Genomic DNA, 15,608 nt, shown 5'->3' with positions numbered 1-15,608 from the left:
ATGGCGGCTCCCCGTCTCACGCTCACATCGCTGCGCGCGGCCATTCCGTTCAAGCTGGTGGTGACATTCTCGGACGGCACCTGGGGTACCTTCAATGCTGCCCCGATGCTGGCGGAGCGGGGTGAGGGAACTGAACCGCTGCGCGATCGGGGATATTTTGCCAAGGTGGAGCTGACCAACGGCAAGCCCATCTGGCCCAACTATTTTGACATCTCGCCGCTTTGGCTGCAGGAGGAGATGGACAAAAACGGCGAGCTGGAGCGACCCCGGCCCGCCAGGAAACCAAGAGCCTAGGGAGACCAGCCATGTCGTTCTTGAAGAAGCTTTTCGGAGGCGGGTCTGCGCCGGCCGGGCCCGCAGGCGACACGGTCATGGGCGAAGAGAGCTACAAGGGCTTTCTGATCAAGGCCATCGAGATGAAGGCGGGCGGCGAATTGCAGCTGGCGGGTCTGATCGAGAAGGATATCGGTGGCGAGCTCAAGAGCTATCGCTTCATCCGCGCCGAGCGCATGACCTCGCGTGATGATCTCGTCGCATTGGCGCTGATGAAAGGCCGCCAGATCATCGACGAGCAGGGCGAGCAGATCTACCGCTAGCCTGCGACACAGCAACTGTATTGACGACCGCGAGCCGTCCGGCTCGCGGTTTTGTTTGGAAGGATGCCAGAATGGCCAAGAAACCCACCGCCCGCACCGAATTCGTGATGTTCGACGTGATCTATGAGGACGGTTCGCAGCGTTCCAACCGCAAGGTCGATGCAAACCTGCTGGGCGGGCTGGACGGCGACGAGCCGGCGCGTACCGCGATCATGGAACAGGATCTGGCCATCTCGGAGAAGTCAGGGCAGCCACCGCTGGCAATCAAATCAATCAAGCGGTCTGGCAAGTAGGGCCTAGCGGATCGCCGCTGCCAGCACGGCGGCTCGCTCGGCAAATCCAAGCCCCCGCGCACTGGGATGCGCAGTCTCAACATGCGCAATCCCATGGCGGCGGCAGAGATGCGCCGCGGCTCGACCAAGCGCGATGACCCGGCGGCCTTCGCATTCGAGCCTGCCGACCATGTCAAATGACCGGTCGAGGTCGGCCCGCGGCACTGAAGTAGACCGCGCTGCCGGTAGCATATGGAAGGCGTGGGTTACGTAAAGGTCCGAACGCCCGAGCCCGACATGCCCTAGCGGCCGGTCCAATACCCGATTGAAGGGCATGTCCGGCAGAAAGCCGATCCGAAGCAAGGTCTCCCGGTGCGCGCGGGCCGAGGGAGCGTCGAGATAGTTGTAGGTAAGTAGCACCGGTCCATCAAGCGCGCAGGACGCAAGGTGGTAGGGGGTGGTCCAATCTCCATCGAGGCCGACATCCGCAAAGCTGGCGTAGCCGGGCAGGTCGAGTGCCCGACGGCGCTCGACCCAATGGCGGTAGCGTAGTCGGTCGGGCTCAGCCCAATGCCTTGTCGATGGCGGGCTTGACGACGGTTCCATAGAGTTCGATGGCCTTCATGACCTTGTCGTGGGGCAGGGTGCCAACGCTGAGCTGCAGGCCGAAGCGGTCGTGTCCGAACCACTCGTGCTGCATCAGGATCTTATCGATCACTTCCTGCGGCGAGCCCATGTAATAGGCGCCTTCCGGCGTGGTGCCTGCCTCGAACTGGGCACGCGTGGTGGGCGGCCAGCCGCGCTCGGCGCCGATCCTGCTCATGGTGGCACTATGAGCCGGGAAGGCGACGTCCCGGGCGTCCTGGCTATCCTCGGCGATGAAGCCGTGCCCCGACACACCGATCTTGAGCGTTGCCAGATCGTGGCCCACCTTTTGCGCGGTTTGCCGGTAAAGCTCGGTCAGCGGCTGGAACTGGCGCGGACGGCCACCGATGATGGCGATCATCAAGGGCAGACCATAATAGGCAGCGCGGGCGACGGAATTGGGCGTGCCACCGACGGCAATCCACAAGGGGATTGGTTTCTGCACGGGCTGAGGAAAGATCTCGAGGCCGGGGATGGGCTTGGTATGCTTGCTGCCCGGCCATGCCACCTTGCCGCCCTTCCGGATGCTGAGCAGCATTTCGAGCTTTTCCTCGAAGAGATCGTCGTAGTCATCGAGGTTCAGGCCGAAGAGGGGGAAGCTCTCGATGAAGGAGCCGCGTCCGGCCATGATCTCGGCGCGACCATGGCTCAGGAGATCGAGGGTTGCGAACTGCTGCCAGACGCGGACCGGGTCTTCGGAACTGAGGACGGTCACCGCGGTGGACAGTTTTATCGACTTCGTGCGGGCGGCGGCAGCGGCGAGGATGGTGACCGGTGCGGAGGCCACGTAATCGGATCGGTGGTGCTCGCCCAGACCATAGAAGGCCAAGCCCAGCTGATCGGCCAGCTCGATTTCCTCGATCAAGTCAGCGAGCCGCTCCTGCGGTGACTGAATGCGATTGCCCTTGAGCGGGTCGGGCGTGTTTTCCGCGAAGGAATAAAGACCAAGTTCCATCAGGTGTCTCCTTGGAGACCCATTTGGAAGGGCGCAGCGTGTGGTTCAAGAACGCACATGGGTGATACCGCGCGGCTGTTCGCCGCGCGGTCCGTGCATCAGACGTTGCTGTTGCCCGGCGTGTAGGCGAAGGGCGAGGGCGGTGTTTGGGCCGGCTCTGGCGCCTTTTCGCCCGCCTGACGATGGATTTCCGTCACGAGGGCCGGATCGAGCTTAAGCTTGATCGCCAGCGCTTCGAGATAGGCCTGTTCCGCGGCCGTATCGGCGCTGATGGCAACCAGGGAGGCGGCGTAAATCTCGGCTGCGTGTTCGGGCGTATCGGCTCGAGCGACGACGGCGTTGATATCGAGCGGGGTGGAGAGTTCATCAAACACCCAGGCCTTCTCTTCAGCCGAGAGCGGCATGCTCTTGAGCTTTTCGAAGATGGCCTCTTTTTCTTCGGCGTCGATCCGGCCATCGGCCTTTGCCGCCGAGATCATGGCGCGCACAAGCGTTTTGCCAAGTTCTTCCTGCGCGCGTTCATCGGAGGGCGCCGGGATGAATGCGTCTTCACGCGGGGCAGGTACCGAATTGTTCTGGCTTTGCTGGTGGTTTTGCCAGGCTTTGTAAGCAAGGCCGCCGACCGCGGCCAGTGCACCTGCCTTCACCGCGCCGCCCAAGAGCTTGCCGGGCTTTCCGCCGGACAGAAGCATGCCCGCGGCCAGGCCAGCTGCGCCCGTCATGGCGGTGCGCTGCATGTTCTTGTCGGTCTGCAGGGTCTTGAGAATCTGATCGATGTTGAACACAGGCGTCTCCCGTTCTTGCTGTCGCTGTGAGATGGGTACGGATCACCCTGTTGGCAATGTGCGCGGCATTTTTGTTGCGCCGGTGCTTGCACCATAAAGAAAGACCCCGGTGGGAACCGGGGTCCTTGTTGGTCCTGGAGGGAGGGGCCAGAACCAGTGAGGTCGCTATATTAGGCGCCCGGGGTAGCCGGAGCCGTTTCGGTCGTAGCCGGGGCCTCGGTTGCCGGAGCGGTCGATTCAGCGGCCGGAGCGGCTTCAGTCATCGGGGCCGCATCAACTGCCGGTGCTTCCGCTGCGGGAGCCGGAGCCGTTTCGACGGCCGGAGCTTCGGTCATCGGAGCCGGGGCGACAGCAGGATCGGTCGTGGTCGACTCGATCGCCGGGGTATTATTCACGTCAACCGTGGTAGCCGGGCCCGAATTGGCCGAGAACACCAGGTAACCAATGGCCAGCAGGGCCAGCGCAACGATGATACCGACGAACCAGCCGGTGCCATTGCTCTCACGAGTGTAGACAGTGCGATTGTTGTCGCGGGTATAAACAGTATCGCGTTCTGGGGTAGCCATCATTTGCTCCTATGTTTCAACGCTGGCAAATAAACGCAGCGTTTAGCGAAGGAGTTCCCGCAAACGTGAAGAAGCCGGGAATTGTGAATGCTTCCCGGATTCCATGTTGTGATTCAAATGCTTGTGAAAAGCGCTCAGAGGTCCGGACCGGACATTTTCTGTGGCTTTTTTGAGATTTTATCGATCAGTGCCAGGAAAAGCGCCGAGACGATAAACGTCAGGTGCAGCACCGTGTACCAGAAAATCTGTTCGTTGGTGTACGTGGGCACATTGAGGAAGATCTGCAGCAGGTGGATCGAGGAAATCGCCACGATGGTGGAGGCGACCTTGATCTTGAGAGATCCGGCGTCGATCTGGCCGAGCCAGTGGACGTCGCCCTCGTCATCGAAGCGCGATACGAAATTTTCGTAGCCGGAAATGATGACCATGACGACGAGGCTGGCGATCAGCGCGGCATCGATGAGGCCCAGGACCTTGAGGATGGCTTCGGTTTCGTCGATGACGAAAAGCTTGGCCCCGAAGTCGAAGAGTTTGACGCCGAAGGTGATGGCGTAAAACACCAGCGCGAAGCCGAGGCCGATGTAGAAGGCCACGAGCAGCCAGCGCGAGGCGAGAATGATGCGTTCGACAAAGATTTCCAGCTGCTTCATTTGGGTCTCCGGGACAGCCGCGGAGAGATAGCAATTCCTTGGCCGCTTTCAAGCGGCTGCATGAGCGACATGCAAAGAAAAGGCCGGGCAATTGCCCGGCCTTCGTTGCTTGCAGACTACGCCAGGATCAGCGCTGAGCAACCGTGATCAGCGGCGTGATGCGGCGGATCGTGACGCGGCGGTTTTCGCGTTCGGCAGCCTCGGTGCGGATCTTCAGGTAACGTTCGCCATAGCCCTGGGTAGCCAGGTTTTCGGGCGGAACGCCGTAGAAGTCGGTCAGCACGCGAGCCACGGTTGCGGCACGGCTATCCGAGAGGCGCAGGTTGGAAATATCCGAACCCACGGCGTCGGTATGGCCTTCGATGAGGAAGGTCTCGTTGGGGTTGCGCTCCAGCAGTGCCAGCATGGCGTTGGCAACGCCCGAGAGCGAACGGACCTGGTCACGACCGATGGTTGCGGCACCGGTATCGAAGGTCAGGTTGCCCACTTCGAGACGACGGACGCTGTCGCGCAGACGGGCCGAGCGCTTCACTTCGTCGATTGAGTAGAGGCGAGCCACCTGCTCAACCGGAGGCTGGGCGAAGAAGGTCTCGAGCTCACGCTCGTCGGCGTAGCGGGCATCCAGCACGTATTCCCGCACCGGAATGGTCAGGCGCAGCGGCGGCAGGTCGGCAGCCGGGTCGCGCCAGTTCTGCAGATCGTCGTAGTAACGATCGTCGAAGTAGGCGAGCACGAATTCGGTGCCGTCGGGCGTGATGCGCGAGCGACGGAGGATATCACCGTTGCGGTTGCGGACCGTAACGATCTGGGTGCCGTCCGGACGGGTGATCACTTCACGAACGCGGCCATTGCTGAGATTTTCGTAATAAATCTCGTCCTGGTCGGGGTTGTAGAAGCGGTCGGTATCCTGGCCGATCGAGTTGACGATCAGCTGGGCGCCCACCTGGAGGATGACCTGGGCGATGGTATCGCCAGTCGGCGTCTGCACTTCCGGGGCTTCGACGACGGTGATCGGGGTCTGCTGCACACCCGTCTGGACCGTGTTGTTGTCACCCGTGACAGTGGTGTTCACCTGGGTCACGTTGTTGGTGATGTTGGTGACGTAGTTGTTGATGACAGTCTGATTGACCGTGGTGTTGCCAGTGGCGGTCACCTCGGTGCCGGCTTCGGCCGTGACGGCATCCATCGGCTCAGCTGCGAACGTGCGGAGCACTTCGGCCTGGGCTTCTTCGTCATTGGTCGGAGCAGGCTCGCTTGTTGCCTGTACGTCGGCCTGGCCCTGAGCTTCGACGGCAGCTTCACCTTCGACTGCAGGCTGGCCTTCGACGGCAGCAGCCGGGGCTGCTTCCTGATCCTTGGCGCTGTCGAGGACTGGCGCGATCTGGTCGGCATCGACGCCGGCAGGCAGATCTTCAACCAGCTCGGCCGGCTGTCCATCGGAGGTGACTTCCTCGACAGGCACGGGCTGATTGTCACCCGGCTCGACGGCAGGCTGCTGTTCGCCCGTCGGCGCCTCGGTCAGCGGCGACAGGGTGAGCCCGAAGTCGGCAACGCAAGTCTCGTTATCGGTGTATCCGAGGACACCGCAGATCGATGCGATTTCAGCGGATGCAGCGTCGATGCGCGCCTGTGCGTCAGGCACGCCAGCGGCGAGGTCGACAACAGCGGCATTATAGGCGTCGACAGCTGCGGCGAGGCGCGCTTCGACATCACCTTCGGCAGCGACAGCCGGCTGTTCTTCAGCGGCAGGAGCGGCTTCTTCGACAGCGGGCTGCTCAGCAGCTGGCTGGTCGATGACCGGTTCCGCATCGGCCGGAGCTTCCATGGTCTGTGCGTCGGCGGGAGCGGTTTCTTCCATCACCGGCTCTTCGGCCGCGGGAGGCGCGGCCTCGACGGCGGGCTGTTCTGGGGCAGGGGCGACTTCTTCTACTGCCGGCTGTTCAGGCGCTGGTGCCGCCTCAGCAGGGGCTGGTTCCTCTGCAACCGGTGCAGGCTCCTCAACAGGTGCCGGTTCGGGAGCGGGTTCCTCGGCTACCGGTTCTTCAGCAGGCGCAGGCTCAACCGCTGCGGGTTCTTCTGCTGCAGGTGCAGCGCCGCCAGCGGAAATGGCTGCGATACATTCATCGAGGCTGGCAAAGCCACCCACGATACAAAGTTCGGTCAGAGCGGTCTGTGCGGCTTCGAGCGCAGCAGCGTCTCCTGATGCCTGGGCCTGGACATAGGCCTGATAGGCAGATTGCAGCTCCGCATCCTGGGCGTTGGCCGCGATGGGCGCAAAGGCCAGCATGCTGATGCTGGTACCGGCAAGGAGCCAGTTCTTGAGGCGCATTGTTCTTATCCTTTGTGTTCGAAACACTTCCCGTCGAGCATTGTGGGCCGTTCCTGAACGCTCCATGAACAGCAGTCAGTCACGCCAGACATGGTCGGCAGGCCCCGCAATCCCTTGAACGCAGGGAATTGGCTGTGGTTCCGCGGCGGACGTTATCTGACTGAAAGCGGTGCATTGCGGCGCGATTGCGGCACTCCTCCGCGGCGCGGCGAATGCAACTTTGAGTGTCCACAACCGCATGCTAGGCCGGACGAATGCAGCAATCGATCAAGACAGTCGTCGTCACCACATCAGGAGAAGGCCTCTACGAGGTCAGCGACAACCTCGTCGGGTTTATCGAGGCCAGCGGAATCCGCACCGGACTCGCGACAGCATATGTACGCCATACGTCGTGCTCACTCGTGATCCAGGAAAATGCCGACCCGGATGTGCAGATCGACCTGCGGGGCTTCTTCCGGCGGCTGGTACCGGAGGGCATGGACTGGCTGGTGCATACGACAGAAGGGCCCGATGATATGCCCGCGCATATCAAGTCGGCTCTGACCCAGACATCGATAGGCATTCCCGTCAGCGGCGGGCGACCCGTTCTGGGCACATGGCAGGGGCTGTATCTCTTCGAACACCGCAGACAGCCGCATCGGCGCGAGATCATCTTCCACGTCATTGGCGAATGACGCCAATCAGTGATTTTCGGCCCGGAGGAGGCAAGGGCATGCGCCCGGAGTGAGTAAGATGGACACGCCTTGGAGGTGAGGGGTTGGTGGGGACGGAGTGACTACGGTGGAACCGTCCCCACCGCCCAAGCCCCCTCAAAGAGGGGATTCGGGTTCAAAGGCGGACCGGCGACCGGCCCACCCCTGAGAGAAGACAACGCCGCTTTGGCCGCGTTGGTTTGGCCAAAACATGGCGAAGGCGTGGTTGTGCACCGATTAGTCGGCGCTGTTGTTCAATTCCCACGAGACATTGACCGAGATGGCAAAGCTCATTTCACCAGCTTCCACAGGGACATCGGCCGAGGCAGCCATCTCTGCGCGGGCATACATGGGGTAGGGCTGAGGCGTATTGAAGCTCTGCTGCTCGGTGATCGACTCAAGATCGCCCAGTGTTGCACCGGAGACGCCAGCATAGAGTTCAGCCTTTTCGCGAGCCTCGGCATAGGCAGCCTTGCGCGCCTCGTCGAGCAGCTCGGAGGGATCGGCAACCGAGAAGGTAACTCCGTTGACCGTGTTAGCGCCGACGGTGACGGACTTGTCGAGAATGCTGCCCAGGTCCGCCAGATCGCGTACCACGACGGTCACCGTGTTGGCCACCTGATAGCCATTGATCTTGGGCGGCAGGGTATAACCATTGGCGTCGCGGTCGTCGGAATAGACATAGTTGGGATTGACCGAGAAGCCCGAGGTCTGGATGTCACGCGACTCAATACCGGCTTCCTTGAGGGCCGCAATCAACTCGTTCATGGCCGCGGTGTTGGCGTCGAGTGCTTCGCGTGCGGTCTCGCCCTGGGTCATGACGCCGGAATTGATGGTCGCCATGTCTGGAGCCGCGCGTACCTCGCCGCGGCCTTCGATCGAGATTGTGCCTGCATAGGCGGGCAGGGCAGTGGCGAGCAGGGCGAAGGGAACGAGGACGCTAAGGGCACGCATGGCAAACTCCTTGAAAAGTACGGGACGAGATGTCCCGGGCCAATGCGTCAGTATTGCGGCGCAGATGAATGGCACTTGAACGGCCATCAGACGGGGTGGCATTGTTCATTAGTATGACTTATATGGCAGAGCACTTGCGTTCGTTCGGGGGCGTGGGCTAGTGACGAGCGTCAATCAAAGGGGCGGTGCATGAGCGCGAGCGACATTCCTGATGGCCTTTTGCTGGGCCGCGCCCTGTTGCCCGGGTTTGCGTATCCCCGCGTGGTTACCGTGCGTAACGGGCAGATCGTCGACATCACTGCGCGCGGCATGGCGACGGTACGCGATATCGCCGAAAGCGGGCGGGCAGCAGACCATGTGAGAACGGCGCCCGGACAGCCCGTCGGCGATGTCGCCGCCGTGCTGGCCGGCAAGGGGGATTCCCTGCCCCGGCTTCTGGCGCCGATCGACCTGCAGGCCATCAAGGCGTCCGGCGTAACCTTTGTGGTATCGCTGCTCGAGCGGGTCATCGAGGAACAGGCGCGCGGGGATATCTCGCGGGCAGATGCACTGCGGGGCGAAATTCTCGACCTCATCGGGACGGATCTTTCGGAGCTGGTGCCCGGCTCGGACGCGGCGATGAAGGTCAAGGCAGCGCTGATCGAAAAAGGCGTGTGGAGCCAGTATCTCGAAGTGGGCATCGGGCCTGACGCGGAAATTTTCACCAAGGGCCAGCCGATGAGTGCGGTGGGCCATGGCGCCGAAGTGGGCCTGCACCCGATCTCGCAGTGGAACAATCCCGAGCCGGAAGTGGCTCTGCTGGTCACCAGCAAGGGCGAAATCATCGGTGCGACCTTGGGCAATGACGTGAATCTGCGCGACGTTGAGGGCCGCTCGGCGCTGCTTCTGGGCAAGGCCAAGGACAACAACGCATCGGCATCGCTGGGGCCTTTCATCCGGCTGTTCGATGGCGAGTTCAGCCTCGAAACGATCAAGCAGGCGGAGATCGCGCTACGCGTGGAAGGTGTAGACGGCTTTGTGCTCGAAGGCCGGTCAAACATGGCCCAGATATCGCGGACGCCGGAATCGCTGGTTGCAGCGACGGTGGGCAACCATCATCAGTATCCCGACGGACTGGTGCTTTATCTCGGGACCATGTTCGCACCGGTGAAGGATCGCGACGGGGACGGCAAGGGCTTTACCCACAAGCTGGGAGACGTCGTCTCGATTTCGACACCCACTCTTGGTACGCTCACCAATGTCGTCAATCTCTCCACGAAGTGTCCGCCCTGGACCTATGGCACCAGCCATCTGATGCGCGATCTGTCGCGCGCCGACCTCCTCTAGTTTCTTCTGCGCCTTGTTCCTGAGGCGCTGTTTCTGAAAGGCCTTTCCATGACCGAATTGCACAAGAACCTGATCGACGGCGAATGGGTCGGCGCCGATGGTGTCGAAAACATCAACCCGTCCAACATCAATGAGGTCGTGGGCGTCTATGCGCGTGCGACTGCCGAAGAGACCAAGCAGGCCATCGCCGCTGCCAAGGCCGCGTTTCCGGCCTGGTCGCGCTCGGGCATTCTCGAGCGTCACGCCATTCTTTCAAAGACCAGCCAGGAAATCCTCGCCCGCAAGCAGGAACTGGGCGAGCTGCTGAGCCGGGAAGAGGGCAAGACCCTTCCCGAAGGCATCGGAGAGGTGACCCGCGCCGCGCAGATTTTCGACTTCTTCGCCGGCGAAGTGCTGCGCTTGTCCGGCGAAGTGCTGCCATCCGTGCGTCCGGGAGTGGGTGTCGAGATTACCCGCGAACCCGTTGGCGTCATTGGGATTATCACGCCGTGGAACTTCCCGATCGCTATCCCGACCTGGAAGATCGCCCCGGCACTGGCCTATGGCAATACGGTCGTCATCAAGCCGGCCGACCTGGTGCCGGGCTCGACCTGGGCGATCGTCGACATCCTGGTGCGGGCCGGCCTGCCCAAGGGCGTGCTCAACCTGGTCATGGGCAAGGGCTCGGTCGTGGGCCAGACCATGCTCGAAAGCAAGGACGTCAATGCCATCAGCTTCACCGGTTCGGTGGGAACGGGCAAGCGGGTCGCAGCGGCCTCGATCGAGGTGGGGCGCAAGTTCCAGCTCGAAATGGGCGGCAAGAATCCGACCATCGTGCTGGACGACGCCGACCTTAAGGTGGCGGTCGAATCTGTGGCGCAGTCGGCGTTCTTCTCCACCGGCCAGCGCTGCACGGCATCGAGCCGCGTGATCGTCACCGAGGGTATCCACGACAAGTTCGTGGAAGCGCTGGCGGCGCGGACGGCAGGTCTGCGCGTTGGTCATGCTCTTGAAAAGGATACAGAAATCGGTCCTGTCGTGGATCCGAGCCAGCTCAAGCAGGACACCGACTATATCGAGATCGGCAAGTCCGAGGGGGCACGGCTGGCGGCTGGTGGCGAGCGCGTCAACTGCGGAACCGAGGGCTATTTCCTGCAGCCGACGCTGTTCACCGAGGCTACGAACTCGATGCGGATCGCGCGCGAAGAGATCTTCGGACCGGTCGCGGCCGTCATCAAGGTCAAGGATTACGAGGAAGCGCTGGCTACCGCGAACGACACGGAATTTGGCCTAAGTGCCGGTATCGTAACGACTTCCTTGAAGTACGCGACGCACTTCAAGCGCAATTCCGAAGCCGGCATGGTGATGGTCAACGTTCCGACCGCAGGTGTGGACTTCCACGTGCCGTTCGGCGGGCGGAAGGGGTCGAGCTACGGTCCGCGCGAGCAGGGCAAGTATGCGGCCGAGTTCTTCACCATCGTGAAAACTGCGTACACCGCAGCCGGCTAAACGGTGCACATCATGCTAGCGCTACGGGCCCCTCGGGGCCCGTATTGTTAGCAGGGGGTTAACCTTTGCGCTGCGTCAGCGCCATGCCCGCGAAAATCAGAACAATGCCCAAGGTGCTGGCCAGGAGATTGACCGAGGCGCCGCGCAAAAAATCGAAGACGACGCCAGTGACCATCTGACCGGCCATGACCAGAAGCGTCGAGTTCACCGCCCCGATGCGGGTGATGAGCCAGGAGCCGGATGCGACGAAGACGACACCGATGGCACCGCCTGTGAATACCCACCACGGGATCTCGCCAATATTGGGCGGGATCAATCCGCCGATGGCAAGGCCGAGCAGGGTGATGACGACGAAGCCGACAAAGTGGTTCCAGAACGACGAGATCATCGCCGTTGAGGACAGGGATAGGCGGCCATTGACCTGGCGACTGAGGATGATCAGCAGGCCGACGCTGAAAGCGAAGAGGATCGGAACGATCATGCCGCGCCTCCGCCGAGGCCAAAGAGGATGATGAGAAGGCTTCCAGCGGCAATGAGAATGACCGCGCCCGCATCACGCAAATCGAGCCGGCGCCTGGGGAGGCCGAGAAGGCCCCAGAAATCGGCGGCGAGGCTGAGGGCCACCTGACCGGCAAGGCCGAGGGCCAGCGTGCCGGCCAGGGCCAGCGGAGAATTGACCGCCTCGGAGGTCAGCATGACGGTCACGGCGCCGAAAATGCCGCCGAGATAGGCCCATAATGGGGCCGGCCCGACCGCGGCGCGCGCGGCAGCTGCTTCGCGGCGCTGCTGCCGCCACAGCACGGCAAGGATCAGCACGGCAAAGACAGTGCCGACACCATGGGCCAGCCACGACGAGAACAGCGGACCGCCATAGCGCCCGGCCTCGCCATTGACGAACACAGCCATGGTGAGGAGGCCGCCGCTGCCAAAGGCGGCCAGCAGGTGCAGCGGGCTGGGCCGCTGAGCAGTGGGGAAGTTCATCAGTCGATCCGACTCAGGGAGGTCGTCCGAGCTTAGCCCATGCTGGCGTTGCGGCGTAGCAGGCCGAGGAAGAAGATGCCGCCCACAAGGCCCGTGATGATGCCGATGGGCAGATCCTGTGGGGGGATAATGACGCGGGCCAGCATATCGGCCGCGACAAGGAAAATTGCGCCGACCAGGGCCGACAGCGGCAGGACCCGACGATAGTCTCCGCCCACGACCATGCGCACGATATGCGGGATCATGAGGCCGACGAAGGAAATGACGCCGGAAAAGGCCACGGCGGCCCCGGTGAGAATAGCGCAGGCCACAAAGACTGCGAGACGGAACCGGCCGGCGGGAATGCCGAGGGCCGTGGCGGATTCATCGCCCAGGGTCATGGCGTTGAGAAAACGGGCCCGGCCGATCAGCCAGGCGCCGCAGATGGCAAGAGCCCCGAGTGGAAACACCAGCTGGCTCCATTGCGCAAGACCGAGGCCACCCAGCATCCAGAAGAGCACCGTGTGGGCGGCGCGGGGATCGCCGAGAAAGATGCCGAGGCTGCCGGCCGAGGTGATGACGAAGCTGACCGCGACGCCGGCAAGCACAAGACGGCTCGCCCCGGTCGAGCGGGTAAGGGTGGCGGCGCCGACGACGATGAAGGTTGTGAGGAGCGCGCCGACAAAGGCGAAGATGGGCAGGGTGGCCAGCCCGAAAATCATGCCGACATGGAGTAGCACGATGATGGCGCCCAGCGCCGCGCCGGACGAGATGCCGAGCAGATGCGGGTCGGACAGGGGATTTCGGGTGACCGACTGCAGGGCCGCGCCCACCAAAGCGAGGCTTGCGCCGACGATGGCCCCGAGGATCACGCGGGGCAGGCGGACCTCCCAGACGATGTTGTCACGTCCGGGCGACCAGGTGACCTCGACGCTGCCTGGTGCCAGATGGCTGGCGATGACGCCCCAGACGACGTGCGGCTCGATGCCGACGGCGCCGACACTGACGCCCAGGGCCATGGTGGCGACAAGGATGAGAGCCAGGGCGGCCACGAGCAGCGGGACGTGGTGGAGGAGCCAATGGCGCGGACCGTGGACGAGGTGGTGGTGGGACATGTCGTTCCGTTTAGGGAGAACCCCCACCCGACCTCCCCCTGAAGGAGGAGGAGGGGTGTATCGAGCGGGTGGAGATGGCGCGGTATAGTAACGGATGGCTCACCCTGGCAGACCAGGGTGATTGTGGTGTCTATTCCCGAAACGCTGCGGCGAGGCGCTTGATGGCTTCGATATTGCGGGGACCGGGGGTGGCCTCGACATATTCGAGGACGACAAAGTTGTCGTTGGCAACGGCAGGGATGTCCTTGAAGGCCGGGTTGGACTTCATGAAGGCAATTTTTTGTTCAGCGGTGACCTCACCGTAATTGACGATGACAACGACATCGGGATTGCGCTCGATCACCGGCTCCCAACCGATCTCCACCCAGGACGAATCCAAGTCGTCCATGATGTTGGTGCCGCCGGCCGCTTCGATCAGCGCGGTGGGCATGGCGAAATTGCCAGCAGTAAAAGGTTTGTCCTCACCCGAGTCGTAGACGAAGACACGCGGGGCGCTTTCGAGCGCCGGCAGGCCCTCGTCAAAGCTCTCGAGCTCGGCCTTGTAACCGTCGACGAGCGCGATGGCGCGTTCCTCGACGCCGAAGATGCGGCCCAGGTTGAGAAGGTCGGCATAGAGATCGTCGATGGAGGCCTTGGACTTCTGCATGATGTGGATGCAGCTCTCGGTGAGCTCGTAGACGGCGATGTCGAACTCGGCGAGGGATTGCGGCGTGACTTCGCCGCCGACGCGCATGCCGTAATTCCAGCCGGCAAAGTAGAAATCCGCATCCGCTCCCAGGAGCACTTCCTTGGTCGGGTAGTTGGGCGACAGTTCGGGCAATTCGGCGACGCCTTCGCGCAGCCGCTCATCGAGGGTCTTCCAGTCGGAAACGCCGGTATAGCCGGCCATGTGACCGGTGAGATCGAGCGCCAGCATCATCTCGGTCAAATTGACGTCGTTGGAAATGGCGCGCTGTGGCGCCGCATCGAAAGTGACCTCGCGATCACAGCTCTGGACGGTGACAGGAAAGGTGGAGGCGAAAGCCGGACTGGCGAAAATCGATAGCGCGGCGAGAGCGGATAGGCGACGCATGTTTGGCTCCTGTTGAACGATCAATCGAGGTGGAAGGAAAAGCGCGGCTGCCCGGTGGTGGGGTGACGATCCACAACGGTGCCCACGGAAAAGGTGGCGCGGATGGCATCGGGCGTGAGGACATCGAGCGGGGCGCCCAGGGCGACCTGCCGGCCACGCTCGAGCACGAGGACCGCATCGGCATGGGCGCTGGCCAGCGCCAGATCGTGCAGCGAGACCACCACGGTGGCTGGCAGGCGGGAAAGGAGAGCCAGGACTTCGAGCTGGTGGCGAATGTCGAGATGATTGGTAGGCTCGTCGAGGATCAGCAGATCTGGCCGCTGGACAAGAGCCCGCGCGATCATGACGCGCTGTTTTTCGCCGCCAGAAAGAGTTGCGAAGTCGCGACCGGCGAGATGGGCCAGTTCCATGAGGTCGAGCGCCTGCTCGACCGGTTCATAATCGTGGCCACCGCCGCCGGGCTGATGCGGGATAAGGCCAAGCTCGACGATTTCGGCGACCGAAAGGGCAAAATCGGAGGCACCTTCCTGCAGGACGGTGGCGACGCGGCGCGCACAATCGCGCGGAGAGAGTTGCCAGATATCGGTTTCGTCGAGCCGCACATGCCCGGAGGAGGGGCGATGATAGCGATAGAGGCAGCGCAGGAGGCTGGATTTGCCGGCGCCGTTGGGACCAACGACGGCCAGCATTTGTCCTGGCGCGACTGAAAAGGACAGATCCTCGACGATGGATGCATGACCCGATGGTCCCCAGGCGAGGGACGAGACCGTGAGCTTGGCAGGGCGTTGGCTGGAAAGGCGATCAGGCAAGGTCACGGCGCATACCCACAGACATGGGGTATCCGCCGGGCAAACCGATCAGCTTCAGACTCGCAATGAAAATAGTCGCGTCTGCCATCGTCTTCCCCTTGGCTCACCCCGGCCAGGTCTCAGTACAGTCGACGGCAGGTCTCCTGGCTTGCGGGTCACAGCGCTTCCGAACCTTCCCGGCCGAGGCCAGTGGCATTGACGGAAGAACTCACCGCTCACAGTTGCGGGGGCAGCCACGGTCTTGCGCCCTGATGGGTACGTCGCACCGTGTTCCCTTTTAATCCCCCTTGGGTGTTGCCCGCGGGGAAACCAAACGACGGGTGGGTTATGGGCGAGGGGCGTGGGGGAAGTCAATGGGGACTGGCCGACCGATGGGTAGACCGTTCGCAAAAAG

Annotated in this window: 18 protein-coding genes and 1 riboswitch; of the genes, 6 read left to right on the top strand and 12 right to left on the bottom strand. The window is 62.6% G+C overall.

Translation table 11 applies throughout. The features are described from left to right. The 3 genes from CCK88_RS09050 (at position 1) to CCK88_RS09040 (ending at position 889) form a co-directional block, all read left to right on the top strand. Entirely contained in the window at positions 1-294 is a 294-nt protein-coding gene (locus tag CCK88_RS09050) for a DUF2442 domain-containing protein (RefSeq protein ID WP_086470115.1), read from the top strand. 11 nt (positions 295-305) lie between these two features. Further along, positions 306-596, top strand: a complete 291-nt coding sequence (locus CCK88_RS09045; RefSeq protein WP_086470114.1) for an HlyU family transcriptional regulator — start codon at positions 306-308, stop codon at positions 594-596. A 71-nt stretch (positions 597-667) separates the two neighbouring features. Next, positions 668-889 carry a hypothetical protein gene (locus tag CCK88_RS09040; RefSeq protein WP_086470113.1) on the top strand — a complete coding sequence of 74 codons (222 nt, stop codon included), beginning with the start codon at positions 668-670 and terminating at the stop codon, positions 887-889. Between the two features lie 3 nt (positions 890-892). Here the strand turns inward: CCK88_RS09040 and CCK88_RS09035 are convergent, their stop codons facing one another. The 6 genes from CCK88_RS09035 to CCK88_RS09010 all read right to left on the bottom strand — a co-directional run bounded on the left by CCK88_RS09035 (position 893) and on the right by CCK88_RS09010 (position 6,798). Further along, positions 893-1,474, bottom strand: coding sequence for a hypothetical protein (locus CCK88_RS09035; RefSeq protein WP_210189912.1), 582 nt, complete (start codon positions 1,472-1,474; stop codon positions 893-895). Continuing rightward, complete coding sequence (locus tag CCK88_RS09030; protein WP_086470112.1) at positions 1,431-2,468, bottom strand: LLM class flavin-dependent oxidoreductase; 1,038 nt, start codon at positions 2,466-2,468, stop codon at positions 1,431-1,433. The genes CCK88_RS09035 and CCK88_RS09030 overlap by 44 nt, the downstream gene beginning before the upstream one ends. A 98-nt stretch (positions 2,469-2,566) precedes the next feature. Then, positions 2,567-3,253: a tellurite resistance TerB family protein gene (locus CCK88_RS09025; RefSeq protein WP_086470111.1), complete on the bottom strand. Its 687-nt coding sequence runs from the start codon at positions 3,251-3,253 to the stop codon at positions 2,567-2,569. Between the two features lie 170 nt (positions 3,254-3,423). Next, a complete protein-coding gene (locus CCK88_RS09020; protein ID WP_210189911.1) occupies positions 3,424-3,819 on the bottom strand; it encodes a hypothetical protein in 396 nt (131 codons plus the stop codon). 134 nt (positions 3,820-3,953) lie between these two features. Next, complete coding sequence (locus tag CCK88_RS09015) at positions 3,954-4,469, bottom strand: TIGR00645 family protein (protein ID WP_086470110.1); 516 nt, start codon at positions 4,467-4,469, stop codon at positions 3,954-3,956. Positions 4,470-4,596: 127 nt separating this feature from the next. After that, entirely contained in the window at positions 4,597-6,798 is a 2,202-nt protein-coding gene (locus CCK88_RS09010; RefSeq protein ID WP_140048936.1) for an OmpA family protein, read from the bottom strand. 254 nt (positions 6,799-7,052) lie between these two features. Between CCK88_RS09010 and CCK88_RS09005 the strand changes: the two genes are divergently transcribed. After that, on the top strand, positions 7,053-7,472 hold the full coding sequence (locus CCK88_RS09005; RefSeq protein ID WP_086470108.1) for a secondary thiamine-phosphate synthase enzyme YjbQ: 420 nt from the start codon (positions 7,053-7,055) through the stop codon (positions 7,470-7,472). A gap of 255 nt (positions 7,473-7,727) precedes the next feature. Here CCK88_RS09005 and CCK88_RS09000 read toward each other — a convergent pair whose 3' ends face one another. Further along, positions 7,728-8,444: an SIMPL domain-containing protein gene (locus tag CCK88_RS09000; RefSeq protein ID WP_170926403.1), complete on the bottom strand. Its 717-nt coding sequence runs from the start codon at positions 8,442-8,444 to the stop codon at positions 7,728-7,730. Positions 8,445-8,633: 189 nt separating this feature from the next. Here CCK88_RS09000 and CCK88_RS08995 point away from each other — a divergent pair, with 189 nt between their 5' ends. Next, entirely contained in the window at positions 8,634-9,770 is a 1,137-nt protein-coding gene (locus tag CCK88_RS08995; protein WP_086470106.1) for a fumarylacetoacetate hydrolase family protein, read from the top strand. 48 nt (positions 9,771-9,818) lie between these two features. Beyond that, entirely contained in the window at positions 9,819-11,258 is a 1,440-nt protein-coding gene (locus tag CCK88_RS08990; protein ID WP_086470105.1) for an aldehyde dehydrogenase family protein, read from the top strand. Positions 11,259-11,316: 58 nt separating this feature from the next. Here CCK88_RS08990 and CCK88_RS08985 read toward each other — a convergent pair whose 3' ends face one another. The 5 genes from CCK88_RS08985 to CCK88_RS08965 form a co-directional block, all read right to left on the bottom strand. Then, complete coding sequence (locus CCK88_RS08985; protein WP_086470104.1) at positions 11,317-11,739, bottom strand: DMT family transporter; 423 nt, start codon at positions 11,737-11,739, stop codon at positions 11,317-11,319. After that, complete coding sequence (locus CCK88_RS08980; RefSeq protein ID WP_086470103.1) at positions 11,736-12,239, bottom strand: DMT family transporter; 504 nt, start codon at positions 12,237-12,239, stop codon at positions 11,736-11,738. The genes CCK88_RS08985 and CCK88_RS08980 overlap by 4 nt, the downstream gene beginning before the upstream one ends. A gap of 32 nt (positions 12,240-12,271) precedes the next feature. Next, on the bottom strand, positions 12,272-13,333 hold the full coding sequence (locus CCK88_RS08975) for a FecCD family ABC transporter permease (RefSeq protein WP_086470102.1): 1,062 nt from the start codon (positions 13,331-13,333) through the stop codon (positions 12,272-12,274). Between the two features lie 130 nt (positions 13,334-13,463). After that, entirely contained in the window at positions 13,464-14,405 is a 942-nt protein-coding gene (locus CCK88_RS08970; protein WP_086470885.1) for an ABC transporter substrate-binding protein, read from the bottom strand. Positions 14,406-14,425: 20 nt separating this feature from the next. Continuing rightward, positions 14,426-15,220 carry an ABC transporter ATP-binding protein gene (locus CCK88_RS08965; RefSeq protein ID WP_086470101.1) on the bottom strand — a complete coding sequence of 265 codons (795 nt, stop codon included), beginning with the start codon at positions 15,218-15,220 and terminating at the stop codon, positions 14,426-14,428. A gap of 110 nt (positions 15,221-15,330) precedes the next feature. Further along, positions 15,331-15,544, bottom strand: a riboswitch (cobalamin riboswitch). Between the last annotated feature and the right edge of the window lie 64 nt (positions 15,545-15,608).

This window comes from Devosia lucknowensis, from assembly GCF_900177655.1.
Lineage (GTDB): Bacteria > Pseudomonadota > Alphaproteobacteria > Rhizobiales > Devosiaceae > Devosia > Devosia lucknowensis.
The sequence above is the reverse complement of the archived record's forward strand: the minus strand, read 5'-3'. Positions and strand labels throughout refer to the sequence as shown.

Coding starts and splice junctions, on each gene's coding strand:
- CCK88_RS09040 (WP_086470113.1), top strand. CDS start 668: ATGGCCAAGAAACCCACCGCCCGCACCGAATTCGTGATGTTCGACGTG.
- CCK88_RS08970 (WP_086470885.1), bottom strand. CDS start 14,405: ATGCGTCGCCTATCCGCTCTCGCCGCGCTATCGATTTTCGCCAGTCCG.
- CCK88_RS09005 (WP_086470108.1), top strand. CDS start 7,053: ATGCAGCAATCGATCAAGACAGTCGTCGTCACCACATCAGGAGAAGGC.
- CCK88_RS09050 (WP_086470115.1), top strand. CDS start 1: ATGGCGGCTCCCCGTCTCACGCTCACATCGCTGCGCGCGGCCATTCCG.
- CCK88_RS08985 (WP_086470104.1), bottom strand. CDS start 11,739: ATGATCGTTCCGATCCTCTTCGCTTTCAGCGTCGGCCTGCTGATCATC.
- CCK88_RS09030 (WP_086470112.1), bottom strand. CDS start 2,468: ATGGAACTTGGTCTTTATTCCTTCGCGGAAAACACGCCCGACCCGCTC.
- CCK88_RS09015 (WP_086470110.1), bottom strand. CDS start 4,469: ATGAAGCAGCTGGAAATCTTTGTCGAACGCATCATTCTCGCCTCGCGC.
- CCK88_RS09020 (WP_210189911.1), bottom strand. CDS start 3,819: ATGGCTACCCCAGAACGCGATACTGTTTATACCCGCGACAACAATCGC.
- CCK88_RS09010 (WP_140048936.1), bottom strand. CDS start 6,798: ATGCGCCTCAAGAACTGGCTCCTTGCCGGTACCAGCATCAGCATGCTG.
- CCK88_RS09000 (WP_170926403.1), bottom strand. CDS start 8,444: ATGCGTGCCCTTAGCGTCCTCGTTCCCTTCGCCCTGCTCGCCACTGCC.
- CCK88_RS09045 (WP_086470114.1), top strand. CDS start 306: ATGTCGTTCTTGAAGAAGCTTTTCGGAGGCGGGTCTGCGCCGGCCGGG.
- CCK88_RS08995 (WP_086470106.1), top strand. CDS start 8,634: ATGAGCGCGAGCGACATTCCTGATGGCCTTTTGCTGGGCCGCGCCCTG.
- CCK88_RS09035 (WP_210189912.1), bottom strand. CDS start 1,474: ATGGAACCGTCGTCAAGCCCGCCATCGACAAGGCATTGGGCTGAGCCC.
- CCK88_RS08990 (WP_086470105.1), top strand. CDS start 9,819: ATGACCGAATTGCACAAGAACCTGATCGACGGCGAATGGGTCGGCGCC.
- CCK88_RS08975 (WP_086470102.1), bottom strand. CDS start 13,333: ATGTCCCACCACCACCTCGTCCACGGTCCGCGCCATTGGCTCCTCCAC.
- CCK88_RS08980 (WP_086470103.1), bottom strand. CDS start 12,239: ATGAACTTCCCCACTGCTCAGCGGCCCAGCCCGCTGCACCTGCTGGCC.